At 64.0% G+C, this 24,084-nt stretch carries 25 protein-coding genes; 2 read left to right on the top strand and 23 right to left on the bottom strand.

Features of this window, described 5'->3' with window-relative positions; translation table 11 throughout:
* Window positions 1-11: 11 nt before the first annotated feature.
* Window positions 12-2,567 carry a sulfite reductase flavoprotein subunit alpha gene (locus EJA05_RS23095; RefSeq protein ID WP_125860147.1) on the top strand — a complete coding sequence of 852 codons (2,556 nt, stop codon included), beginning with the start codon at window positions 12-14 and terminating at the stop codon, window positions 2,565-2,567.
* A 117-nt stretch (window positions 2,568-2,684) separates the two neighbouring features.
* Here the strand turns inward: EJA05_RS23095 and EJA05_RS23100 are convergent, their stop codons facing one another.
* From EJA05_RS23100 to trmJ, 21 genes are all read right to left on the bottom strand, one after another.
* Complete coding sequence (locus EJA05_RS23100) at window positions 2,685-3,476, bottom strand: amidohydrolase (RefSeq protein WP_125860149.1); 792 nt, start codon at window positions 3,474-3,476, stop codon at window positions 2,685-2,687.
* The gene (locus tag EJA05_RS23105) at window positions 3,464-4,612 is read right to left on the bottom strand and encodes a pyridoxal phosphate-dependent aminotransferase (RefSeq protein ID WP_125860151.1); all 1,149 of its coding nucleotides are present in this window, start codon (window positions 4,610-4,612) and stop codon (window positions 3,464-3,466) included. Before EJA05_RS23105 ends, EJA05_RS23100 begins: the two co-directional genes overlap by 13 nt.
* A gap of 118 nt (window positions 4,613-4,730) precedes the next feature.
* Complete coding sequence (gene der, locus EJA05_RS23110) at window positions 4,731-6,194, bottom strand: ribosome biogenesis GTPase Der (protein WP_125465396.1); 1,464 nt, start codon at window positions 6,192-6,194, stop codon at window positions 4,731-4,733.
* Between the two features lie 117 nt (window positions 6,195-6,311).
* On the bottom strand, window positions 6,312-7,481 hold the full coding sequence (gene bamB, locus EJA05_RS23115; protein WP_125860153.1) for an outer membrane protein assembly factor BamB: 1,170 nt from the start codon (window positions 7,479-7,481) through the stop codon (window positions 6,312-6,314).
* On the bottom strand, window positions 7,456-8,097 hold the full coding sequence (locus EJA05_RS23120; protein ID WP_125465398.1) for a tetratricopeptide repeat protein: 642 nt from the start codon (window positions 8,095-8,097) through the stop codon (window positions 7,456-7,458). Before EJA05_RS23120 ends, bamB begins: the two co-directional genes overlap by 26 nt.
* Window positions 8,098-8,135: 38 nt before the next feature.
* A complete protein-coding gene (gene hisS / locus EJA05_RS23125) occupies window positions 8,136-9,425 on the bottom strand; it encodes a histidine--tRNA ligase (protein WP_125860155.1) in 1,290 nt (429 codons plus the stop codon).
* A 25-nt stretch (window positions 9,426-9,450) separates the two neighbouring features.
* Window positions 9,451-10,560 carry a flavodoxin-dependent (E)-4-hydroxy-3-methylbut-2-enyl-diphosphate synthase gene (ispG, locus tag EJA05_RS23130; RefSeq protein WP_110993496.1) on the bottom strand — a complete coding sequence of 370 codons (1,110 nt, stop codon included), beginning with the start codon at window positions 10,558-10,560 and terminating at the stop codon, window positions 9,451-9,453.
* A gap of 3 nt (window positions 10,561-10,563) precedes the next feature.
* Window positions 10,564-11,598, bottom strand: a complete 1,035-nt coding sequence (locus EJA05_RS23135) for a RodZ domain-containing protein (protein ID WP_125860157.1) — start codon at window positions 11,596-11,598, stop codon at window positions 10,564-10,566.
* Window positions 11,595-12,356 carry a type IV pilus biogenesis/stability protein PilW gene (gene pilW, locus EJA05_RS23140; RefSeq protein ID WP_125860159.1) on the bottom strand — a complete coding sequence of 254 codons (762 nt, stop codon included), beginning with the start codon at window positions 12,354-12,356 and terminating at the stop codon, window positions 11,595-11,597. Before pilW ends, EJA05_RS23135 begins: the two co-directional genes overlap by 4 nt.
* A 14-nt stretch (window positions 12,357-12,370) precedes the next feature.
* Window positions 12,371-13,513 carry a 23S rRNA (adenine(2503)-C(2))-methyltransferase RlmN gene (rlmN, locus tag EJA05_RS23145; protein ID WP_110993499.1) on the bottom strand — a complete coding sequence of 381 codons (1,143 nt, stop codon included), beginning with the start codon at window positions 13,511-13,513 and terminating at the stop codon, window positions 12,371-12,373.
* A gap of 28 nt (window positions 13,514-13,541) precedes the next feature.
* Window positions 13,542-13,967: a nucleoside-diphosphate kinase gene (ndk, locus tag EJA05_RS23150; protein ID WP_011532343.1), complete on the bottom strand. Its 426-nt coding sequence runs from the start codon at window positions 13,965-13,967 to the stop codon at window positions 13,542-13,544.
* An 89-nt stretch (window positions 13,968-14,056) separates the two neighbouring features.
* Window positions 14,057-14,257 carry a Fe-S cluster assembly protein IscX gene (iscX, locus tag EJA05_RS23155; protein ID WP_125465402.1) on the bottom strand — a complete coding sequence of 67 codons (201 nt, stop codon included), beginning with the start codon at window positions 14,255-14,257 and terminating at the stop codon, window positions 14,057-14,059.
* A 10-nt stretch (window positions 14,258-14,267) separates the two neighbouring features.
* Window positions 14,268-14,609, bottom strand: a complete 342-nt coding sequence (gene fdx, locus EJA05_RS23160; RefSeq protein WP_110735783.1) for an ISC system 2Fe-2S type ferredoxin — start codon at window positions 14,607-14,609, stop codon at window positions 14,268-14,270.
* A 3-nt stretch (window positions 14,610-14,612) separates the two neighbouring features.
* Window positions 14,613-16,475, bottom strand: a complete 1,863-nt coding sequence (hscA, locus tag EJA05_RS23165) for a Fe-S protein assembly chaperone HscA (RefSeq protein ID WP_125860161.1) — start codon at window positions 16,473-16,475, stop codon at window positions 14,613-14,615.
* Window positions 16,476-16,518: 43 nt separating this feature from the next.
* Window positions 16,519-17,040, bottom strand: coding sequence for a co-chaperone HscB (hscB, locus tag EJA05_RS23170; protein WP_125465404.1), 522 nt, complete (start codon window positions 17,038-17,040; stop codon window positions 16,519-16,521).
* An 8-nt stretch (window positions 17,041-17,048) separates the two neighbouring features.
* The gene (gene iscA, locus EJA05_RS23175; RefSeq protein WP_011532338.1) at window positions 17,049-17,372 is read right to left on the bottom strand and encodes an iron-sulfur cluster assembly protein IscA; all 324 of its coding nucleotides are present in this window, start codon (window positions 17,370-17,372) and stop codon (window positions 17,049-17,051) included.
* Between the two features lie 28 nt (window positions 17,373-17,400).
* Entirely contained in the window at window positions 17,401-17,787 is a 387-nt protein-coding gene (iscU, locus tag EJA05_RS23180) for a Fe-S cluster assembly scaffold IscU (RefSeq protein WP_010452756.1), read from the bottom strand.
* Window positions 17,788-17,833: 46 nt separating this feature from the next.
* Entirely contained in the window at window positions 17,834-19,048 is a 1,215-nt protein-coding gene (locus EJA05_RS23185) for an IscS subfamily cysteine desulfurase (protein ID WP_125860163.1), read from the bottom strand.
* Window positions 19,049-19,091: 43 nt separating this feature from the next.
* Window positions 19,092-19,583: a Fe-S cluster assembly transcriptional regulator IscR gene (iscR, locus tag EJA05_RS23190; RefSeq protein ID WP_110993503.1), complete on the bottom strand. Its 492-nt coding sequence runs from the start codon at window positions 19,581-19,583 to the stop codon at window positions 19,092-19,094.
* A gap of 168 nt (window positions 19,584-19,751) precedes the next feature.
* A complete protein-coding gene (cysE, locus tag EJA05_RS23195) occupies window positions 19,752-20,540 on the bottom strand; it encodes a serine O-acetyltransferase (RefSeq protein WP_125465406.1) in 789 nt (262 codons plus the stop codon).
* Between the two features lie 3 nt (window positions 20,541-20,543).
* Window positions 20,544-21,299, bottom strand: a complete 756-nt coding sequence (trmJ, locus tag EJA05_RS23200; protein WP_125466245.1) for a tRNA (cytosine(32)/uridine(32)-2'-O)-methyltransferase TrmJ — start codon at window positions 21,297-21,299, stop codon at window positions 20,544-20,546.
* Window positions 21,300-21,450: 151 nt separating this feature from the next.
* Between trmJ and suhB the strand changes: the two genes are divergently transcribed.
* Window positions 21,451-22,269: a type III secretion system regulator SuhB gene (gene suhB / locus EJA05_RS23205; RefSeq protein WP_110993505.1), complete on the top strand. Its 819-nt coding sequence runs from the start codon at window positions 21,451-21,453 to the stop codon at window positions 22,267-22,269.
* A 234-nt stretch (window positions 22,270-22,503) separates the two neighbouring features.
* Here suhB and EJA05_RS23210 read toward each other — a convergent pair whose 3' ends face one another.
* A complete protein-coding gene (locus EJA05_RS23210) occupies window positions 22,504-23,052 on the bottom strand; it encodes a glycine zipper 2TM domain-containing protein (RefSeq protein ID WP_125465407.1) in 549 nt (182 codons plus the stop codon).
* Between the two features lie 120 nt (window positions 23,053-23,172).
* Window positions 23,173-24,081 (bottom strand): protein translocase subunit SecF, encoded by a 909-nt coding sequence (secF, locus tag EJA05_RS23215; RefSeq protein WP_110993507.1) that lies wholly within the window; start codon window positions 24,079-24,081, stop codon window positions 23,173-23,175.
* Window positions 24,082-24,084: the final 3 nt, after the last annotated feature.

The following is a 24,084-nucleotide window of genomic DNA, read 5'->3' on the forward strand; positions in this document are numbered from 1 at the left end:
AGGTGATCGATGTGTTGAAGAAGACGCTGTTCCAGGTGCACTGGTTGTTCGGCATCACCGCTGGCCTGGTGCTGGCGCTGATGGGCATCACCGGGGCGATCTGGTCGTTCCAGGAAGAGCTGCTGCGCGCGTTCAACGCCGAGGTGCTCAAGGTCGAGGTGCGCCAGGAGGGCGTGCTGCCGCCGGCCGAGCTGGTGCGCCGGGTCGAAGCCGCGCAAGGCGACAAGGTCTCGATGCTGTGGGTAGACACCCGCGAGGGCAATGCCGCACGGATCTTCTTCACCCCCGCGCCCGGTGAGCGCCGTGGCGAGTTGCGCTATGCCGACCCCTACACCGGCGAGCTCAAGGGCGAAGTGAGCGGGCTGGGCTTCTTCAATTTCGTGCTCAACCTGCATCGATTCCTGGCCATGGGCGACACCGGCCGGCAGATCACCGGCGCCTGCACCCTGATGCTGATCTTCTTCTGCCTGTCCGGCCTGTACCTGCGCTGGCCGCGCAAGGCCCTGAACTGGCGGACCTGGCTGACCCTGGATTGGGCCAAGAAGGGCCGCGCGTTCAACTGGGACCTGCATGCAGTGTTTGGCACCTGGTGCCTGCTGTTCTACCTGTTGTTCGCCCTGACCGGGCTGTTCTGGTCCTATGAGTGGTACCGCGCAGGCCTGAACAAGTTGCTGGCCGACCCACCGGTGGCCGGCGAGCAGAAGCGCGGCGAAGGCCGCGGTGGCCGCCACGGCCCGCCCAAGGTCGACAAGAACGCCCCGCCACTGGTGGTCGACTACGACGCCATCTGGGCCAACCTCAAGGACGCGGCGGGCCCTGGCCTTGCCACCTACAACCTGCGGCTGCCGCCGGCCGGCGGCCAGCCGGCCACGCTGTTCTACCTGTTGCAGGACGCCGACCACGAGCGCGCCTTCAACACCCTCACCCTCGACCCGGCCAGCGGCCAGATCAAGCGCCACCAGCGCTACAGCGACAGCTCGTTCAAGGCCCAATTGCTGCAGAGCGTCTACGCCCTGCACGTGGGCAGCTACTTTGGCTTGCCGGGGCGGATCATCGTCACCGTGGCCAGCCTGACCATGCCGCTGTTCTTCGTCACCGGCTGGCTGCTGTACCTCGACCGCCGACGCAAGAAGCGCCAGGTGCGTGCCGCCCGTGGCGCGGTATCTGCTGCCACCGGCAACAGCGACAGCTGGCTGATCGGTTTCGCCAGCCAGAGCGGCTTCGCCGAGCAACTGGCCTGGCAGAGCGCCGGCCAGCTGCAGGCCGCCGGCTTGCCGGTGCAGGTGCGCCCGCTGGCGCAGTTGGGCGAAGCCGAACTGCGCCAGGCCAACCGCGCGCTGTTCGTGGTGAGCACCTTCGGCGACGGCGAAGCGCCGGACAGCGCTCGGGCCTTCGAGCGCAAAGTCATCGGCAAGCCTTGGGCACTGGAACACCTGGACTATGCCGTGCTGGCCCTGGGCGACCGCCAGTATCCGCACTTCTGCGGCTTTGCCCGACGGCTGCAGGCCTGGCTCAGTGAACGTGGCGCCAGCAGCGCTTTCAGCGCGGTCGAAGTGGACAACGCCGACCCCGCCGCGCTGCAACTGTGGCAACAAGAACTGGCACAACTGACCGGCGCGCACCCGGTAGCCGCGTGGCAGCCCGCCAGCTTCGGCAATTGGCGCCTGACCCGCCGTGAACTGCTCAACCCAGGCAGCCAGGGCGCACCGGTGTTCCTGCTGGGGTTGCAGGCGCATGCCCCGGCAAGCTGGGCGGCCGGCGACCTGGTGGAGATCCTGCCGCGCAATGGCCAGCCCCGCGTGGCGGCGTTGCTGGCAGGCCTCGGGCTCGATCCGCAAAGCCCGGTGCAACTGGACGGCCTCGAACAAACCCTGGCCCAGGCCTTGTCCAGCCGGCAGTTGCCGGCCAACCGCGAGCACCTGGTGGGCCTGCACGCCCAGGCGCTGGTCGATGCGCTGATCCCGCTGAGTACCCGTGAATACTCGATCGCCTCCATCGCCAGCGATGGCGAGCTGGAATTGATCGTGCGCCAGGAGCGCCACCCCGATGGCAACCTGGGCCTGGGTTCCGGCTGGCTGACCGAGTACCTGGCGCTGGACGGCACGGTCAGCGCTCGACTGCGCCGCAACAGCGGCTTCCACTTGCCCGACGCCGCCGCGCCGATGGTACTGATCGGCAACGGCACTGGCCTTGCCGGTTTGCGCAGCCTCTTGAAGGCACGTATTGGCGCAGGCGAACAGCGCAACTGGCTGCTGTTTGGCGAGCGCAATCGTGCCCACGACCTGCTGTGTGGCGAGGAGCTTCAGGGCTGGTTGGCCAAGGGGGACCTGCAGCGGCTGGACCTGGCGTTTTCACGCGACCAGGCCGAGAAGGTCTATGTGCAGGATGTGCTGCTGCAGCAGGCCGCCGAGTTCAAGCGCTGGATTGATGATGGCGCCTGTGTGTATGTGTGCGGCAGTTTGCACGGCATGGCTGCAGGGGTGGATGCGGCGCTGCAGGGGATGCTCGGTGAAGCGCAGGTGCAGCAGCTGATCGAGGATGGGCGCTATAGGCGGGATGTGTACTAATCAGACAGTGATATCGTCAGTACCGGCCTCATCGCCGGCAAGCCGGCTCCCACAGGTACAGCACCAGGCGCTGAATGTGTGGGAGCCGGCTTGCCGGCGATGAGGCCGGTGCAGCAATCAGTGCAATTCGAAGGTATCGGCGTCCAGGTTGGCCGGGAATCGCGCCCGGTACGCTGCCAGTTCCGCAGCACGCAGCACCACGGTGAACACCCCCTCGGCCTCGCCCGCGCTCAACAGGCTCTCGCCCTGGAAGTCCAGCACCTGGCTGTCGCCGGAATAGGCAAAGCCCTTGCCATCGGTGCCCACCCGGTTCACCGCCGCCACGAAGCACAGGTTCTCGATCCCCCGCGCCGGCAGCAGCCGGTTCCAATGGGTGCGCCGTGCCGCGGGCCAGTTCGCCGTGTACAGCAGCAGGTCGGTGTCCTGGGCGTCGCGGCTCCACACCGGGAAGCGCAGGTCGTAGCAGATCAGCGGGCGAATGCGCCAGCCCTTGAGTTCGAACTGCACCTGGCGCTCACCGGGGGTGTAGTGCTTGTGTTCGCCGGCCATGCGGAACAGGTGGCGCTTGTCGTAGTGCAGGATCTCGCCATCGGGCCGCGCCCACAGCAGGCGGTTGCGGTGGCTGCCATCGGCGGCCTGGATGATCACGCTGCCGGTGATCACTGCATTGCGCTTCTTCGCCTGGGCCTTGAGCCATTTGTAGGTCGGGCCGTTCTCCGGCTCCGCCAGGCTTTGCGACTCCATCGAAAAACCGGTGGTGAACATTTCCGGCAGGATCACCAGATCGACTTCACCGGCCTGGCCAATCAACTCCTCGAAATGGGCATAGTTGGCTTCGCGGTCATGCCAGGCCAGGGTGGTCTGCACCAGGGCGATTTTCAGGTTCGGCAGTTCACTCAGATCGCGCATAGTTTTTCCGCCGCCTGTCGCAGCGTCTCCTCACGTTTGGCAAAGCACAGGCGCACCAGGCGTTGCTCGGGGATGGGTTGCTGGTAGAACACCGACACCGGGATGCTGGCCACGCCGTGTTCGCGGGTCAGCCACAAGGCCATGTCGACGTCGTTCAGGTCGGGGCGGATCTGCGAATAGTCCACCAGTTGGAAATAGGTGCCCGGGGTGCGGGTGAAGCTGAACCGCGAGGCCTGCAACAGGTCGCAGAACAGGTCACGCTTGGCCTGGTAGAAGGCCGGCAGCTGGTCGATGTGCTCCGGGTGCTCGGCCATGAAGTCGGCCAGGGCGCACTGCAAGGGCGTGACACCGCAGAAGTTGACGTACTGGTGAACCTTGCGCAGTTCGGCGCTGAGCGCCGCTGGCGCGACCACGTAGCCGGTCTTCCAGCCGGTGACGTGGTAGGTCTTGCCGAACGAGCTGATGACGAAGGCTCTGCTGTACAGCTGCTCGTGGGCCAGCACGCTGGCGTGGCGCACGCCGTCGTAGATCAGGTGCTCGTAGACTTCGTCACTGACCAGGTAGATGTCGCGGTTGGCGATCAGCGCGGCCAGCTGGTCCAGGTCGTCGCGGCTGATCAGCGCGCCGCTGGGATTGTGCGGCGAGTTGAGGATGACCATGCGCGTGCGCGGGCTGAGGGCGTCGCTGAACTTCTGCCAGTCGATGCTGAAGCTGCCGTCAGTGAGCGGCACGTGCACGCAGCGACCACCGGCCAGCTCCACCGAGGGTTCGTAGCTGTCGTAGCACGGGTCGAAGACGATCACCTCATCGCCGGGGTGGATCACCGCCTGGATGGCACAGAAGATCGCTTCGGTGGCGCCGGGGGTGATGGTCACTTCCTGGTCCGCGTCCACCGCCACGCCGTACAGCCGGGCGATCTTGGCCGCTACTTGCTGGCGCAGGGCGGGCAGGCCGGTCATCGGCGAATACTGGTTGTGCCCGGCGGCCACATGGCGGCCAACGGCATCGAGCAGGGCCTGGGGGCCGTTGAAGTCAGGGAAGCCCTGGGACAGGTTGAGCGCACCGGTCTGCATGGCGAGCTGCGACATGGTGGTGAAGATGGTCGTGCCGACGTTCGGCAGTTTGCTGCGGATCATGGAGCCCTCTTTCCTGGGGACTGAGAGCTATAAGCTACAAGTTTCAAGCCACAAGAAAAAGCAGCGTGGATCGCCATCTGCTTTTACTTGCAGCTTGAGGCTTATAGCTTGCCGCTGATCAGCGCTTGTCGCGGCGCTTCTTCTCGGCCTTCTTGTGGTGCGACATCAAGCGGCGTTTCTTGTTGACCTGGCGATCGGTGAGGGTGTTCTTGTTGCCCTCGTACGGGTTCTCACCGCCCTTGTACTCGATGCGGATCGGCGTACCGACCAGCTTGAGTACACGGCGGTAGGTGTTCTCCAGGTAACGCGAGTAGGACTTGGGCACCTTCTCGGTCTGGTTGCCGTGGATCACGATCAGCGGCGGGTTGGCGCCACCGAGGTGGGCATAGCGCAGCTTGATGCGGCGACCGTTGACCAGCGGCGGCTGGTGCTCGCTGATGGCGTCTTCGAGGATCTGCGTCAGGCGGCTGGTCGGCCAGCGGGTGACCGCCGACTTGAACGCGGCCTGCACCGACTTGTACAGGTGGCCAACGCCGGTGCCGTGCAGAGCGGAGATGAAGTGGATGTCGCAGAAGTCGACGAAGAACAGCCGGCGCTCCAGCTCGGTCTTCACATAGTCGCGCTCGCCCGCTTCCATGCCATCCCACTTGTTCAGCGCGATGACGATGGCCCGGCCGGCTTCGAGAGCGAAGCCCAGCAAGTTGAGATCGTGGTCGACCACGCCTTCGCGGGCGTCCATGACGAAGACCACCACGTTGGCGTCCTTGATCGCCTGCAGGGTCTTCACCACCGAGAACTTTTCGACTTCCTCGTGGATCTTGCCGCGCTTGCGCACCCCGGCGGTGTCGATGAAGGTGTACTTCTCGCCATCACGCTCGAACGGGATGTAGATACTGTCGCGGGTGGTACCCGGCTGGTCGTACACCACCACGCGCTCTTCGCCGAGCATGCGGTTGACCAGGGTCGACTTGCCCACGTTCGGGCGGCCGATGATAGCGATCTTGATGCCGTCTTTCTCGCTCGGGCCTGGGATGCGCACGGCCTCTTCGCCTTCGGCGACGTTCAGGTCGAGGGCTTCTTCCTCGGCATCACGCGGGATGTGGCCGAGCAGCGATTCCATCAGGGCGTTGATGCCACGGCCCTGGGAGCCGGCCACCGGGATGGCGTTGCCCATGCCCAGCGGCGAGAACTCGGCGCGGGCGATGTCCGGATCGATGTTGTCGATCTTGTTGGCCACCAGCACCGCCGCCTTGTTCCGCTTGCGCAGGTGGTCGGCGATCATCTGGTCGGCGGCGGTCATGCCGGCGCGGGCATCCACCAGGAACAGGACGTAGTCGGCTTCTTCGATGGCCATCAGCGACTGCTCGGCCATCTTCTCGTCCATGCCCACTTCGTCACCGGTGATACCGCCGGTGTCGATGAGGATGAAGGAACGACCCTGCCAGGTGGCATCGCCGTACTGGCGGTCACGGGTCAGGCCCGACAGGTCACCGACGATGGCATCGCGGGTCTTGGTCAGGCGGTTGAACATGGTGGATTTGCCGACGTTCGGGCGGCCCACCAGGGCGATTACGGGAACCATGCGGCTCTCCACTCTTGAATTCTTGAAAATGCAAAGGCCGCTGCAAGGCAGCGGCCGGAGTTCGGGCGGCGTTTCCTACGCCGCTACTTGAGCCCGCGAACGGGCTCAAGCATAGCTTCAGCGGATGGTCAGTGCCTCGAGCTTGCCGCTGTTGCCGAAGACGTAGATGGTGTCGCCGACCACAAGTGGGCGGGCGCGCAGGCCATCGCTGTCGATACGCTCACGGCCGACGAAGCGGCCATCGACCTGGCTCAGCAGGTGCAGGTAACCCTCGAAGTCACCCACCGCCACGTAGCTGGAGAACACTTCCGGCGCCGACAGCTGGCGACGGGCCATGCTGTCGTTGCTCCACAGGGCGCTGGAGGAACGCTCGTCGATACCCTCGACGGTGCCCGAAGCCAGGCTCACGTAGACGTTGCCGAAGCCCTGGGCGACACCCACGTAGCTGGAGGCATCACGCTGCCACAGCACACGGCCGCTTTCCAGGTCCAGGCCGGCGACGCGGCCCTGGTAGGTGCTGACGTACAAGGTGCCACCGGTCAGCAGCAGGCCGCCGTCGATGTCCACCACGCGGTCCAGCTCGGAGCGGCCTTGCGGGATGGCCACGCGGCTTTCCCACACCGGTACGCCGTTGTTGATGTCCACCGCCACCACCTTGCCGGTGGACAGGCCGGCGACGGCCAGGCGATTGGTGACGATCGGCGCGCCGGTACCACGCAGGGTGAGCACCGCTGGGGTGTTTTCGTAGATCCAGCGACGGTCGCCGGTGGCGGCGTCGAGGCCGATCAGGCGGTCGTCCTGGGTCTGTACCACCACCACGTCGCCGTTGTTGGCGGGCGGTGCCAGTACTTCGCTGGTCACGCGCGAACGCCAGCGCTCTTCGCCGGTGCTCGAATCCAGGGCAATCACCTCACCCTTGAGCGTGCCCAGCATGACCAGGCCGTAGCCCACGCCAACCGCGCCGGAAACCGGCAGATCGAGGTCCTTCTTCCACACCACGTCGCCGTTGAGACGGTCGAGTGCGAAGACTTCACCGGTAACGTCGGCAGCGTAGATGCGGTCGTTCTCGATGGCCGGTACCAGGGTGTTGTACGTCTCGCCCTGGCCGTCACCGATCGAACGGCTCCACTGCTTCTTCAGCACCACTTCCTCGGTGAACTTGGTCAGCTCGGCCGGGGGCAGTTCCTTCTTGCTGTTGCTGCTGCAACCCGCCGCCAGAACGGCGAGGGTGAGCACTGCTGCTTGTTTCCAACCCTTCACTTCAGGCGTCCCCTTTGGCCAGGTCATCCAGCTTCAGTTGCAGGCCACCGATCGCGGCGTCGTCGGACAGCGCGGCCTTGGCTTTTTCGTAGGCGCCGTGGGCGTCGTCGGCACGGCCCAGCTGCACCAGCAGGTCGCCCTTGAGCTCCTCGCGGCTGGCCAGGAAGGCTTTGTCGGCATCGCCGTCGAGCAGTTTCAGGGCCTCTTCGGCCTTGTCCTGTGCCGCGAGCACGCGGGCCAGGCGCTGACGGGCGATTTCACCCAGGGTGGCGTCGGCCGGCTTGTCCATCACGGCCTTGAGTTCGGTGGCGGCGTCGTCCAGCTTGCCGCTGTCGACCGCAACCTTGGCCACGAACAGGCTGCCGTACTGGGCGTAGGCGCTACCGCCAAACTCGCTCTTGAGCTTGCCGGACAGCTCGGCGACCTTGCTTGCGTCAGGCTGGCCAGACGGCGTCAGCGAGGTCTCCAGCAGGGCCTGGTACAGCGCCGAGGCGCCTTGCGACTGGTTGGCCTGGTACTTGTGCCAGGTCTGCCAGCCCATCACCACCACACCGGCCAGCAGCGCGCCGGTCAGCAGTGGCTTGCCGTTGCGGTTCCACCAGTCCTTGACCCCAGCCAGCTCGTCATCATCGGTACTCGACACCCCAATACTCCTTTTCGCCTATTCGTTGTTGAACCGCGTTACGCCTGGGCGATCGCGGTTTCCAGGTGCTCGGCAAGAGCATCCCAGGCAATGTTCTGTTGTTCGCCCTGGCCACGCAGGGGCTTCAGACCGATTTCTTGCTTGGCCAGCTCGTCGTCGCCGAGGATCAGGGCGAACAGCGCGCCGCTCTTGTCGGCTTTCTTGAACTGGCTCTTGAAGCTGCCGGCACCGGCGTTGACCGCCAGGCGCAGGCCCGGCAGACGGTCGCGCAGGCTTTCGCTCAGACGCAGGCCGGCCAGCTCCGCCTGCTCGCCGAAGGCGCACAGGTAGACGTCGATGGTGCGGTTGATCGACTCGGGCACCTTGCCCAGGGTCTCCAGCAGCAGGATCAGGCGTTCGATGCCCATGGCGAAACCAACGCCCGGGGTCGGTTTGCCGCCCATCTGCTCGACCAGGCCGTCATAGCGGCCACCGGCGCAGACGGTGCCCTGGGCGCCGAGCTTGTCGGTGACCCACTCGAACACGGTCTTGCTGTAGTAATCGAGGCCACGCACCAGCTTGGTGTTGATCACGAACGGGATACCGGCAGCGTCCAGGCGAGCCTTGAGGCCCTCGAAGTGCACGCGGGATTCTTCGTCCAGGTAGTCTTCCAGCTTCGGTGCGCCGACCAGCACCGCCTGGGTGCCCGCATCCTTGCTGTCGAGGATGCGCAGCGGGTTGCTCTTGAGGCGACGCTGGCTGTCTTCGTCCAGTTGCTCGAGGCGCGCGGACAGGAACTCGACCAGCGCATCGCGGTAGCGCGCGCGGGCTTCGCTGGTGCCCAGGCTGTTGAGCTGCAGCTCCACGGCGTCCTGGATGCCCAACAGGCCCCACAGGCGCCAGGTCAGCATGATCAGCTCGGCATCGACGTCCGGGCCGTCGAGGTTGAACACCTCCACGCCGATCTGGTGGAACTGGCGATAGCGGCCCTTCTGCGGGCGCTCGTGGCGGAACATCTGGCCGATGTACCAGAGCTTCTGCACCTGGCCGTTGCCGGTGATGCCGTGCTCGAGTACCGCGCGCACGCAGGCGGCGGTGCCTTCGGGGCGCAGGGTGAGCGAATCGCCGTTGCGGTCGTCGAAGGTGTACATCTCTTTTTCAACGATATCGGTGACTTCACCGATCGAGCGCTTGAACAGCTCGGTGAACTCGACGATCGGCGTACGGATCTGGCTGTAGCCGTAGCTGTCCAGCAGGCCGGCCACGGTGCCCTCGAAGTAGCGCCACAGCGGCGACTGGTCGGGCAGGATGTCGTTCATGCCACGGATGGCTTGCAGCGATTTGCTCACGAGTAGTCCTTACGAATTCTGTGTATCAGCCACGGGCGATCAGCGCCGCGTCGGCCTCGGCCTTCTCGGCCGCTTTCTGGCGGATGAGTTTTTCCAGCTCATCGACCAGGTTGTCGTTGTTCAGCTTCTGCGATGGCTTGCCATCGATGTAGATCAGGTTCGGCGTGCCGCCGGTGAGGCCGACGTGCGCCTCCTTGGCTTCGCCCGGGCCGTTGACCACGCAACCGATCACGGCCACGTCCAGCGGTACCAGCAGGTCTTCCAGGCGCCCTTCCAGCTCGTTCATGGTCTTGACCACATCGAAGTTCTGCCGCGAGCAGCTCGGGCAGGCGATGAAGTTGATGCCACGGGAACGCAGATGCAGCGACTTGAGGATGTCGTAGCCGACCTTCACTTCTTCGACCGGGTCAGCGGCCAGCGAAATGCGGATGGTGTCGCCGATACCTTCGGCCAGCAGCATACCGAGGCCGACGGCGGATTTCACTGTCCCCGAACGCAGACCACCGGCTTCGGTGATCCCTAAGTGCAGCGGCTGGATGATCTGCTTGGCCAGCAGGCGGTAGGCTTCGACGGCCATGAACACGTCGGAGGCCTTGACGCTGACCTTGAAGTCCTGGAAATCCAGGCGGTCGAGGTGCTCGACATGGCGCAGCGCCGACTCGACCAATGCGGCCGGGGTCGGTTCGCCGTACTTCTTCTGCAGGTCTTTCTCGAGGGAGCCGGCGTTGACGCCGATGCGGATCGGAATGCCACGGTCACGGGCGGCATCGACCACCGCGCGCACACGGTCTTCGCGGCCGATGTTGCCCGGGTTGATGCGCAGGCAGTCGACGCCCAGTTCGGCCACGCGCAGGGCGATCTTGTAGTCGAAGTGGATGTCGGCGACCAGCGGCACGCTGACCAGTTTCTTGATCTTGCCGAACGCCTCGGCGGCGTCCATGTCCGGTACCGAGACACGCACGATATCGACGCCGGCATCGACCAGGCGCTGGATCTGCCCCACGGTGGCGGCGACGTCATTGGTGTCGGTGTTGGTCATGCTCTGCACCGCGATGGGCGCATCGCCGCCCACCGGCACATTGCCGACCCAGATTTTGCGGGATTCGCGACGTTTGATCGGAGATTCGCCGTGCATGACTTACTGTCCCAACTTCAGGCGAGCGGTTTCGCCACTGGTGAACGGGGCGACATCGACCGCCTGGCCGTTGTAGCTCACCTGGGCGCCGCGGGCGAACCCGAGGCGTACCGCGAACGGTGGCTTGCCGGTCAGTTCCAGGCTGTCGCCCTTGCGCTTGATGGCGCTGAACAGCACCTTGCCGTTGCCGTCAGAGACCTGGGTCCAGCAATCGGCGGTGAACTGGATGTGTACGCTGCCGCTGCCGGCCGGTACTGGCGCCGGAGCCGCTGTCGCCTGGGCGACGGGAGCCGGGGCGACGGCCACCGGGCTGGCGGGCGCAGGCTGGGCGACCGGGGCGACGGTTGCAGCCGCAGCAGGCGCGGGAGCAGGAGCAGTGCTTGGCGCTGGCGCCGGCACGCTGTTGGACGGTGCCACAGCCACTACCGGTGCCGGGGTTTCAGCGGCCACTGCCGGAGCTTGTTCGCTGGCCACGGGCTCCAATGGCAGCACTTCGCCAGCAGGCTGCTGGGCTTCGCTGACAGCCTGGTCTTCCGGCTCGTCCAGCGGGTGAATCTGGGTAGTGCCGTCGGCGCTCTCGACCTCGACGTGCTCCAGGGCGATCTTGGCCAGGTCCTTGCCGCGCAGGCTGCCTTGGTCCTGCCACCAGAAGAAGCCACCGCCCACCACGGCCACCAGCAACAGCAGGCTGACCACGCGCATGATGTTGTGCGACAGGCGGACCGGCTCCTCGATGCGACCGAGTGCGTGCACGTCGCTGCCTTGGGCGTGGGTGCCGGTGATGTTGTCGAACGCCTGCACCAGCGGAGCCTGGTCCATGCCCATCAGTTTGGCGTAGGCACGGATGTAACCACGGGCGAAGGTGTGGCCGGGCAGCTTGTCGAAGGCGCCGGCTTCCAGGTTGTTCAGCGAAGATACCGTGAGGTTGAGCTTTTGCGCGACTTCGGCCTGGCTCCACTCCCGCTGTTCACGGGCCTGGCGCAAGACGTCACCGGGGTTCTGGCGAGTCGCTGCTACTTCTGTTTGCGCGGCTTTCATCGTTGCTCCGACAGGTATTGCTGATATTCCGGCGTACCGGGATAAAGTCGTTGTAATTGCTGGCCCAACCGGGCCTCGTCACCCTGTTGATCAAGGGCGCGGGCCAAGCGGCTGCCCAGCAACAGGCTACGGGCGTTCTGTTCGCTCAGCTGGCTGAAACGATCGTAGTAGTCCCGGGCCGGCACATAATGCCTGTTTTCGTAGGACAACTCAGCCATTTCAAGCAACGCCTTCGGTTGCCGCTGATCGAGGCGCAGTGCCTTTTCCAAGTATTCGCGGGCCTGCTCGCCCTGCCCCAGCTTGCGCGCGGTCAGGCCGAGGTTCTCGTACACCCGCGAACGCTCAGGGTACAAGGTATCGGCGGCCGCCTGGCGAAACATCGCTTCAGCGTCGGCAAAACGGCCCTGAGCATATAGGAAACTGCCGTAGTTGTTGCGGATTCGCGTGTCATCCGGGCGTGCAGCCAGCGCTTTGCGGAAGTGCTGGCCTGCCAGTTGCGGCTCAGCCTCGGCCTGGAACACCAGCGCCAGTGCCGCATTGGCGTCGGCATCGGTACCGTTCAAGGCCAGTGCCTTGGCCAATGGTGCCTTGGCCTGCCCGGTCAAACCTTGTTGCAAATAGCCCAGCCCCAGTTGCACATAAGCCCGCACAGCCTCGTCACGCCCCTGGCGGCTGGCCAGCGGGTCGCTCCCACCGCTGGAAACGCAGCCAGCCAGCAGCGCAAGCGTGAGGATCGACAGCGCGGCGCGCAGGCTCATGGGGCGGGTGCTCGTCAGGGGCGCGCGGCGCTGTCTTGCGGCTCGTCGGCAGCCAGCTGGCGCACGGCGATGTAACGCTCGCTGCGGCGGGTGCGGTCGTTGACCTGGCCGACCAACTGCCCGCAAGCGGCATCGATGTCGTCACCGCGGGTGGTGCGGGTGGTGACGTTGAAACCACCGTGGTGCAACAGGTCCTGGAAGCGGCGAATGGCATTGTTGCTCGGCCGCTCGTAGCCCGAGTGCGGGAACGGGTTGAACGGGATCAGGTTGATCTTGCACGGCACGTCGCGCAGCAGCTCGATCATCTGTGCCGCGTGCTCGGGCTGGTCGTTGACGTCCTTGAGCAGGGTGTACTCGATCGTCAGCACGCGCTTGCCGCCGAGCGTGGACATGTAGCCCATGCACGATTCCAGCAGCATCTTCAGCGGGTACTTCTTGTTGATCGGTACCAGCTGGTTGCGCAGCTCGTCGTTGGGAGCGTGCAGCGACAGGGCCAGCGACACGTCGATGTGCTTGGCCAGCTCGTCGATCATCGGCACCACGCCCGACGTCGAGAGCGTCACGCGGCGCTTGGAAATGCCATAGCCCAGATCTTCCATCATGATCTTCATGGCGGCGATGACATTGTCGAAATTCAGCAGGGGTTCGCCCATGCCCATCATGACCACGTTGGTGATGGCGCGGTCGATCTTGGCCGGAACGGTCCCGAAGGATTTGTTGGCAAGCCACACCTGGCCGATCACTTCGGCGGCGGTGAGGTTGCTGTTGAAGCCTTGCTTGCCAGTGGAGCAGAAGCTGCAGTCCAGGGCACAGCCGGCTTGCGACGACACGCAGAGCGTACCGCGATCGTCGGTAGGGATGTAGACGGTCTCGACGCAGCTGCCAGAGGCAACGCGGACCACCCACTTGCGGGTGCCGTCGGCGGAAATGTCTTCACTGACCACTTCCGGGCCCCGAATCTCGGCAACGGCCTCGAGCTTTTCGCGCAAGACCTTGCCGACATTGGTCATGGCGGCGAAATCATCGACGCCAAAATGGTGAATCCATTTCATCACCTGACCGGCGCGGAAGCGCTTCTCCCCGATTGAGTCGAAGAACTGTTCCATTTCCGCCAGGGTCAGCCCCAGCAGGTTGATCTTGCCAGTAGATGTCGTCATGGATTCACCCTCACCCGTAAGCTTTCGCTTAGCGAGTGGTTACCTCGGTAGCAGCGAAGAAGTAAGCGATTTCGCGAGCAGCGGCAGCTTCGGAGTCCGAACCGTGAACGGCGTTGGCGTCGATCGACTCGGCGAAGTCAGCGCGGATGGTGCCTGGAGCAGCTTCTTTAGGGTTGGTGGCGCCCATCAGCTCACGGTTCAGAGCGATGGCGTTTTCGCCTTCCAGAACCTGGACAACGACCGGGCCGGAAGTCATGAAGGCAACCAGGTCACCGAAGAAGCCACGAGCGCTGTGCTCGGCGTAGAAGCCTTCGGCTTCGGCTTTGGACAGTTGCTTGATTTTCGAGGCAACGATTTTCAGGCCGGCTTCTTCGAAGCGAGTGGTGATCTTGCCGATGACGTTTTTGGCGACGGCGTCAGGCTTGATGATCGAGAAAGTACGTTGAACAGCCATGGAGAACTCCAGAAATATGAGTGTTGCGAAAAATTAAACCCGCGAATTATACGCGGGTTCCAGGGGATTGCCTAACCTGCAGCGTGCGCTTAGTCGGCTTCGTCGATCCAGGCCGCCTGGATGGCCTCGAGCACTTTCTCACCGCCGCGTGACGGATCGTCGCTGAAGTCTGGCAGTGCCAGCACCCAGCGGTGCAGATCGACGAAATTCACGTAACGAGGATCGACGTCGGGCTTGCTTTCCGCAAGCTGGATGGCGATCTCAAGTACATCAATCCATTTCAGGCTCATGGGGCAAACCTCAGTGCGGCGCTTCGGCGGCGTGGTTGAGCGAGTATTTGGGGATTTCGATGGTGAGGTCTTCATCGGCCACCACCACCTGGCAACCCAGGCGCGATTGCGCTTCCAGGCCCCACGCTTTGTCCAGCATGTCTTCTTCGAGCTCGTCGGCTTCTTCAAGCGAGTCGAAGCCCTTGCGCACGATGCAGTGGCAGGTGGTGCAGGCCTTGACGCCGCCGCAGGCGCTTTCCATCTCGATGTGATGGTCGTGGGCCAGCTCCAGGATATTGGTCCCGGCGGGCACTTCCACGGTCAGCCCCTCGGGGCAGAACTTTTCATGCGGCAGGAATGTCACCAGCGGCATCGGTTACTCCTCGATCTCATTCAGGTTGCGCCCGGCCAGTGCGGCTTTGACCGTCGAATCAAGGCGACGGGCGGCAAATGCATCGGTCACCTGCGACAGACGCTTGGTCTGTTGCTCGATGGCAGCGCCATCGGTGCCGCTCAGCAAATCACGTAGTTCCTGCATCTGGAATTGGATGGCGTCGCGCTCGTCGGCACTGAGCAGACGCTCACCATCGGCGTCCAGGGCGCCCTGTACCGCTTCGAGCAGACGCTCGCCGTCGACTTGGTGCTCGCGCAGCTGGCGCGCCTGCTTGTCAGAGCCTGCGTGCTCGAACGAGTCCTTGAGCATGCGGGCGATTTCGCCGTCGGTCAGGCCGTAGGATGGCTTGACCTGGATGCTCGACTCCACGCCCGAACCCAGTTCGCGCGCGGCGACACTGAGCAGGCCATCGGCATCGACCTGGAAGGTGACGCGGATCTTCGCGGCGCCGGCAACCATGGCCGGGATGCCGCGCAGCTCGAAGCGCGCCAGCGAGCGGCAGTCGCTGATCAGCTCGCGCTCGCCCTGCAGCACATGGATCATCATGGCCGACTGGCCATCTTTATAGGTAGTGAACTCCTGGGCACGGGCCACCGGAATGGTGGTATTGCGCGGAATCACCTTTTCCATCAGCCCGCCCATGGTCTCAAGGCCGAGCGACAGCGGTATGACGTCGAGCAGCAGCAGCTCGCCCCCTTCGCGACGGTTGCCGGCCAGGGTGTCGGCCTGGATGGCGGCGCCAATGGCGACCACCTGGTCCGGGTCGATGGAGGTCAGCGGGGTGCGGCCAAACAGCGTACCCACGGCGTCGCGCACACGCGGCACACGGGTAGAGCCGCCGACCATCACCACCGCACCCACCTCCTCCAGCTCGATACCGCTGTCGCGCACGGCGCGGCGGCAGGCCTTGAGGCTGCGGGCAATCATCGGCTCGATCATCGCGTCGAAGGCGGCGCGGGTCAGCTCGCCCTGCCAGGCAGCGTGCTGCACGCTGACCACGTCGGCATCGGTCAAGGCTTCCTTGGCCGCGCAGGCGGTTTGCAGCAACAGGCGCTGGGTGGCGGGGTCGAGATCGGCGGACAGGCCGGCCTGCTCGATGATCCAGCCGGCAATGGCGTGGTCGAAGTCATCGCCACCCAGGGCGGTGTCGCCACCGGTGGCCAGCACTTCAAAGACGCCAGCGCTCAGGCGCAGGATGGAAATATCGAAGGTACCGCCGCCCAGGTCGAAGATCGCCACCACGCCTTCGGCATTCTGATCCAGGCCATAGGCCACGGCAGCAGCAGTCGGCTCGTTGAGCAGGCGCAGCACGTTGAGGCCGGCCAGCTTGGCGGCATCCTTGGTGGCCTGACGCTGGGCGTCGTCGAAATACGCAGGAACAGTGATCACCGCGCCTACCAGCTCACCGCCGAGGGTCTCTTCGGCACGCGTACGCAGCACCTTGAGGATGTCGGCCGACACTTCCACCGGGCTCTTCGGCCCCTGGACAGTGTCGATGAACGGCATGTGCGACTCACCACCGACAAACCGGTACGGCAGTTGCTCGCCGAGCTGCTTGACGTCGGCCAGGCCACGCCCCATCAGGCGCTTGACCGAAACGATGGTGTTGAGCGGGTCGCTGGGCGCAGCTTCGCGCGCGCTCAGGCCGACGTCGACGCCGTTATCCAGGTAGCGCACCGCGGAGGGCAGGATGACCCGGCCCTGAGCATCGGGCAGCGGCTCGCTGCGCCCGCTACGCACGGCGGCGACGAGAGAATTGGTGGTGCCCAGGTCGATACCCACCGCCAGGCGGCGCTGGTGCGGCTGGGGGCTCTGACCGGGTTCGGCGATCTGCAGTAGGGCCATGCTTATCTGAGTACCTTAGGCGTCATCACGGGTAACGCCGGGATTAATCGTCGAGGCGCTCTTCGAGTTGGCGCACTTCTTGGGCGAGCTTGTCGAGGAACTGCATGCGGCGCATCAGGCGTTCGGCCTGGTCACGCTCGGCTGCAACATCCCAGCAGGCGGCGAAATCCTCGTTCAGCGTGTCCTGGGCAGCCTTGAGCCGCTTCTTGAACACGGCCACGCCGTCGAGGTCGGCTTCGTCCTGCAGCTCTTCGAGCTCTTCGCGCCACTGCATCTGCTGCAACAGGAAGGCCGGGTCGTGCACGGTGACTTCCTGGGGCACTTCATGGCCACCGATGGCCAACAGGTAACGAGCTCGGCGCGGTGCGCTGCGCAAGGTCTGGTAGGCGTCGTTCAGAGCCGCCGACTTTTCCAGGGCAACACGCTGTTCGCGCTCGGAGGCATCGGCGAAGCGGTCCGGATGGACCTCACGGGCCAACTCGCGATAGCGAGTGGCCAGTTTGTCGAGGTCCAGGCGAAAGCTCGGTTGCAGGTCAAACAGTGCGTAATGACAAGGAGTACCCACGGCCAGCCTCAAACGTTGAAGCTTTCGCCGCAGCCACATTCACCGCGCACGTTGGGGTTGTTGAACTTGAAGCCTTCGTTCAACCCTTCCTTGACGAAGTCCAGCTCGGTGCCGTCGAGGTACACCAGGCTTTTCGGGTCGATGATGACCTTCACGCCGTGGTTCTCGAACACCTGGTCTTCTTCGGCCAGCTCGTCAACGAACTCCAGCACGTAGGCCAGGCCCGAGCAACCGGTGGTGCGCACGCCCAGGCGAATGCCTTCACCTTTGCCGCGCCCGTCGAGGGAGCGGCGAATGTGGTTGGCGGCGGCTTCTGTCATGCTGATGGCCATCGGAACTCCTTACCTTGCAACAGGCGACTTAGACCAGGCCTTTCTTCTGCTTGTAATCGCGAACGGCTGCCTTGATGGCATCTTCGGCGAGCACGGAGCAGTGGATCTTGACCGGCGGCAGTGCCAGCTCTTCAGCCAGCTGGGTGTTCTTGATGGTTTCGGCTTCGTCCAGGGTCTTGCCCTTCATCCACTCGGTGGCGAGGGAGCTGGAGGCGATGGCCGAACCGCAGCCGTAGGTCTTGAACTTGGCGTCTTCGATGATGCCTTGCTCGTTGACCTTGATCTGCAGACGCATCACGTCACCGCACGCTGGAGCGCCGACCATGCCGGTACCGACATCCGGATCCTCGGCATTCATCTTGCCGACGTTGCGTGGGTTTTCGTAGTGGTCGATGACCTTTTCACTGTATGCCATGGTGCAATTCCTTCCTCATCAGGGAGCCGCTCTTGCCGGCGACTGCTTAGTGGGCGGCCCACTCGATCTTGGAGATGTCGACGCCGTCTTTGTACATGTCCCAAAGGGGCGACAGCTCACGCAGTTTGTTGACGGCCTCGCAGACTTTCTGCGCGGCGTAGTCGACTTCTTCTTCGCTGGTGAAGCGGCCGAAAGAGAAGCGGATCGAGCTGTGCGCCAGTTCGTCGTTGCGGCCCAGGGCGCGCAGGACGTAGGACGGCTCGAGCGAAGCGGAGGTGCAGGCCGAACCGGACGAAACGGCGATGTCCTTGAGCGACATCAGCAGCGACTCGCCTTCGACGTAGTTGAAGCTCAGGTTCAGGTTGTGCGGTACGCGGGCGGTCTGGCTGCCGTTGACGTACAGCTCTTCGAGGTTCGAGACCTGCTTGAAGAAGCGGTCGCTCAGAGCCTTGATGCGCACGTTTTCGCTGGCCATTTCCTGCTTGGCAATGGCGAAGGCTTCGCCCATGCCGACGATCTGGTGGGTTGGCAGGGTGCCCGAGCGCATGCCGCGCTCATGACCACCGCCGTGAACCATGGCTTCCAGGCGCACACGCGGCTTGCGACTGACGTACAGCGCGCCGATGCCTTTGGGGCCGTAGACCTTGTGCGCAGAGAACGACATCAGGTCGACTTTCAGCTTTTGCAGGTCGATTTCGACCTTGCCGGCCGACTGGGCGGCATCGACGTGGAACAGCACGCCGCGCGAGCGGGTCAGTTCGCCGATGGCGGCGATGTCGTTGATCGAGCCGACTTCGTTGTTCACGTGCATCAGCGAAACCAGGATGGTGTCGTCACGCAGGGCAGCTTCGACCATGGCCGGGGTGACGATGCCGTCATCGCCTGGCTCGAGGTAGGTGACTTCGAAACCTTCACGCTCGAGCTGGCGAGCGGTGTCCAGGACCGCCTTGTGCTCGATCTTGGAGGTGATGATGTGCTTGCCCTTGGTCTGATAGAAGTGCGCCACGCCTTTGAGGGCGAGGTTGTCGGACTCGGTGGCACCGCTGGTCCAGACGATCTCGCGCGGGTCGGCATTGATCAGCTCGGCCACCTGGCGACGGCCATTCTCGACCGCTTCTTCGGCTTTCCAGCCAAACACGTGGGAACGCGAGGCCGGGTTACCGAAGTTCCCGTCGACCAGCAGGCATTCGGCCATTTTCTGGGCCACACGTGGATCGACCGGTGTGGTCGCGGAGTAATCGAGGTAGATCGGCAACTTCATTGAGTATCTCCTATCAGGCGTTGGCGTCGCTCGGCGCTGAATTTCAGTCGACGGCGGACGTCTCAATCTTGTCCAGCATGGCGGTACGGCCTGCAACACGGCGCAGGTCCTGGCGCTGGGCGACTTCTTGCACCTCACGGCGCTTGACGAGGTCGGCCAGGCTGATGCCGCTGAGGAATTCATGGATCTGCTGGCTCAGGTCGCACCACAGGTGGTGAGTCAGACAGGTATCACCGGCGTGGCAGTCGCCCAGACCCTGGCAGCGGGTGGCATCGACCGATTCGTTGACCGCATCGATAACCTGCGCCACCTGGATGGTTTCCATGCCGCGCGACAGCTGGTAGCCGCCGCCCGGGCCGCGAACGCTGGATACCAGACTGCTGCGGCGCAGCTTGGCGAACAGCTGCTCCAGATAAGAAAGGGAAATGCCCTGGCGCTCGGAAATATCGGCCAGTGACACCGGCCCATGCTGCGCGTGTAACGCCAGGTCAAGCATGGCGGTCACGGCGTATCGGCCTTTGGTAGTCAGTCGCATGGCGTATGGTTACCACGGGAGTTACAGAATGTGTGCGAGTATGCGATTCCCGAGCATTTAAGTCAACTATTAGACCTAGTGCTTTAGTCGGGTATGCATGCGGGAGGCGGGCGCGAGTGTAGCAGACGAGGGGCGCGAGCACACGCCCCTTGTGTCGGGCTGGCGCAATCAATGCGGCTGAGTGTCGCCCTGCTTCAGCTCTGCGCAGGCATTGGCGAAGTCATCGGCGGGCAGTGCCGGCAGCTCCTTGGCACAGTAGTCACTGCCCATCCTGGTCAGGGCGCCACACATCCCCTCCAGGCGCTCGTCGACTGCCTGCAAGTGGTCGAGCATCTGGCCGATGGCCCTGGCCACCGGGTCAGGCATGTCGCCGCTGACGCCATAGGCGTCGAAACCGATCTTCTCGGCCATGGCCTTGCGCTTGGCTTCGACGGCATCGTCCTCGCTCTTGACGATGATGCGCCCCGGGATGCCCACCGCCGTGGCGCCGGCCGGCACCGCCTTGGTGACCACGGCGTTGGAGCCGATCTTGGCCCCGGCACCGACCGTGAACGGCCCCAGCACCTTGGCGCCCGCCCCCACCACCACGCCGTTTTCCAGGGTCGGGTGGCGCTTGCCTTTGTTCCAGCTGGTGCCGCCCAGGGTTACGCCCTGGTACAGCGTCACGTCGTCACCGATCTCGGCGGTCTCGCCAATGACGATGCCCATGCCGTGGTCGATGAAGAAACGCCGGCCGATGGTCGCGCCCGGGTGGATCTCGATACCGGTCATCCAGCGCCCGAAGTTCGACACCAGGCGAGCCAGCCATTTGAAATCGCGCTTCCACAGGGCATTGCCCAGACGGTGCAGCCAGATAGCGTGCATGCCCGGGTAGCAGGTCAGGACCTCGAAGGCGTTGCGCGCCGCCGGGTCACGATGGAAAACACTTTGAATATCTTCACGCAGACGCTCGAACATCGTTCAGTCCTTCCGTTTATGCGGCTCGCCCCGGACGACTTTCTGGGTCTCGGTGAGGATGCCGCGCAAAATGCTCATTTCCGTACGCTCGACCGAGCTGCGCCCGAACAGCCGGCGCATGCGCGGCATCAGGTGCTTGGGCTTGGCGGGGTCGAGGAAGCCAATGTCCACCAGGGTTTTTTCCAGGTGGTCATAGAACAGCTCCATTTCGTCCATGGTCGCCAGCTCGTTGGCGTCCGCTTTCTCGACCTTGGGCGCCACGCCCTGCACCGCCAACGAGGCCATGCGCACCTCGTAGGAGAGCACCTGGACGGCGGCGGCCAGATTCAGCGAGCTGAAGTCGGGATTGGATGGAATGTGCACGTGGAAGTGACATCGCTGCAGTTCTTCGTTGGTCAGCCCGGCGTGTTCGCGACCGAACACCAGGGCGATTTCCTCGCCAGCCAGGGCATGCTCCACTGCCTTGGTGCCGCACTCCCGGGGGCCGATCAACGGCCAGGGGATGCTGCGCTCACGGGCACTGGTGCCCATCACCAGGTTGCAACCGACCAGTGCCTGCTCGAGGCTGTCGACCACCTGGGCATTGTCGAGCACATCGTCGGCACCGGAGGCGCGCGCCGAGGCATCGGCGGCCGGGAATTCTTTTGGCTGCACCAGCACCAGACGCGCCAGGCCCATGTTTTTCATGGCACGCGCAGCGCCGCCGATATTGCCGGGGTGGCTGGTATTGACCAGAACAACACGAATATTTTGCAGCAAGGTGTTGTGCTCACAGACGCGGATGAAGAAGGTTTCGATCTTACAGAACCGACCAGCGTAACGCCATGAAAGCAAATGTGACACTTCTTCCGTCAAAGATTTCTGCTAGAATGTGCGGCTTTCTTCTTTAACATCTCCAGGTGACCTTCCCATGCAGCCTATGCTGAATATCGCCCTGCGCGCCGCTCGCAGCGCCAGTGAACTGATTTTCCGCTCCATCGAACGCCTGGACAGCATCAAAGTCGACGAAAAGCAGGCCAAGGACTATGTGTCCGAGGTCGACCGTGCCGCCGAGAAGGTCATCGTCGAAGCCCTGCGCAAAGCCTACCCGAACCACTCGATCCAGGGCGAAGAGACCGGCCTGCACGCCGGCACCGGCGAAGAAGGCAAGGACTACCTGTGGATCATCGATCCTCTGGACGGCACCACCAACTTCCTGCGCGGCATCCCGCACTTCGCGGTCAGCATCGCTTGCAAATACCGCGGCCGCCTGGAGCACGCCGTGGTCCTCGACCCGGTTCGCCAGGAAGAATTCACCGCCAGCCGTGGCCGTGGCGCCCAGATCAATGGCCGTCGCCTGCGCGTCAGCTCGCGCACCAGCCTGGAAGGCGCCCTGCTGGGCACCGGCTTCCCGTTCCGTGACAACCAGCTGGCCGACCTGGACAACTATCTGGGTATGTTCCGCGCACTGACCGGCCAGACCGCCGGCATCCGCCGCGCCGGCTCCGCCAGCCTGGATCTCGCCTATGTGGCCGCCGGCCGCTTCGACGCCTTCTGGGAGTCGGGCCTGTCCGAGTGGGACATGGCTGCAGGCGTGCTGCTGATCCAGGAAGCAGGCGGCCTGGTGAGCGACTTCAACGGTGGCCATGACTTCCTCGAGAAGGGCCATATCGTTGCCGGCAACATCAAGTGCTTCAAGGCCGTGCTGACTGCCATCCAGCCGCACCTGCCGGAGAGCATGAAGCGCTAAGCGCTGATTGCCGAGCACAAAAAAGCACCTCTATAGGTGCTTTTTTTATGCCGTTTTTATAGGGAATCGCTAGCTGTTTGGGCGGCGTTGTCGCGCAGAGTAACGCGTGGGAGCGGGCTTGCACTGCGATGCGATCGATATATGGCACCGGCTTCGCCGGTGATCGCGGGGCAAGCCCGCTCCCACGCTGTTCCTGCTAACCGATTAAAGCCATGAGAGCGGCAGGCAAACGACTCACTGCCCCGCCTGGTTCTCGCTCAGGATCAGCTTGCCGTTCTTGTCCACAGGGATGGTCGAGCCCGGCTCGTGATTCATCTTCACCTTGCCCACCTGGTCACCGAGGGAATAGGTGACGTTGTACCCCACCACCTTCTCGCTGATGTCGTTGACCGTGCTGCAGCGGGTCTGCATGGTCGTGGTGGTGTCACGCTCCTGCATGTATTCCTGGGTCTTGTTGCCCGCATAGCCACCGCCTACCGCGCCGGCGACCGTGGCGATCTTCTTGCCGGTACCGCCGCCGATCTGGTTACCCAGCAGACCACCGGCAATGGCTCCGACCACGGTACCGGCAATCTGATGCTGGTCCTTGACCGGTGCCTGGCGGGTCACAGCGACCTCCTTGCACACCTCGCGCGGTGTCTTCACCTGCTGCTTGATTGGCTGCACGTCGGTGACCTGGGCGTATTCAGGGCCCTTGTTCACCAAGCTGTAGGTCGCTACAGCACCTCCGGCAGTCACACCGACAGCACCCAGTACCGCACCCACCAGCATTGATTTATTCACCTGAACCTCCTGATCTTTCTTACGGGTTCCAGCCCGCTTTCTCCCAGCCTTGGAGCAAAAAAAAAGGCGCGAGTTCAACACTCGCGCCTTTGATTACGCCGAACGGCGTTGAACGATCGTTTACGGACGCTCGTCCACACCCTCGTTCTTGGCCGGCGGGATCAGGTCTTCACTGTTCAGGTTCAGCCAGATCAGCACCACGTTGGCGATGTAGATCGACGAGTAGGTACCCGCCATGACGCCGATGAACAGCGCCAGGGAGAAACCAAACAGGTTGTCACCACCGAAGAACAGCAGCGCCGCGATGGCCAGCAAGGTCGACACCGAGGTGGCGATAGTGCGCAGCAGGGTCTGGGTGGTCGAGACGTTGATGTTCTCGATCAGCGAAGCCTTGCGCATCACCCGGAAGTTCTCACGCACCCGGTCGAACACGACGATGGTGTCGTTGAGCGAGTAACCGATGATCGCCAGCACCGCTGCCAGCACCGTCAGGTCGAAGGTGATCTGGAAGAACGACAGGATACCCAGGGTCACCACCACGTCGTGGATCAGCGAGACGATGGCACCCACGGCGAACTTCCACTGGAAGCGGAACGCCAGGTAGATGAGGATGCCGCCCAGGGCCAGGAGCATGCCCATGCCGCCCTGGTCGCGCAGCTCTTCACCCACCTGCGGGCCGACGAACTCGACGCGCTTGAGGGTGGCCGGGTTGTCACCGCCGGCCTTCTGCAGCGCCGCCGCTACCTTGTTGCCCAGCAGCGGGTCATCGCCCGGCATGCGCACCAGCAGGTCGGTGGTGGCGCCGAAGCTCTGCACCACGGCCTCGTGGAAGCCCGACTCGACCAGCTCGGCACGGACGGCCTTGAGGTCTGCAGGGCGCTCGTAGGTCAGCTCGATCAGTGTACCGCCGGTGAAGTCCAGGCCGAAGTTCAGGCCCTTCTGCCACCAGCTGAACAACGCCAGTACGGTGAGGAGCACGGTAATGGCGAATGCGACATTGCGCACGCCCATGAAATTGATGGTTTTCATCGC

Source organism: Pseudomonas oryziphila (genome assembly GCF_003940825.1).
GTDB lineage: Bacteria > Pseudomonadota > Gammaproteobacteria > Pseudomonadales > Pseudomonadaceae > Aquipseudomonas > Aquipseudomonas sichuanensis.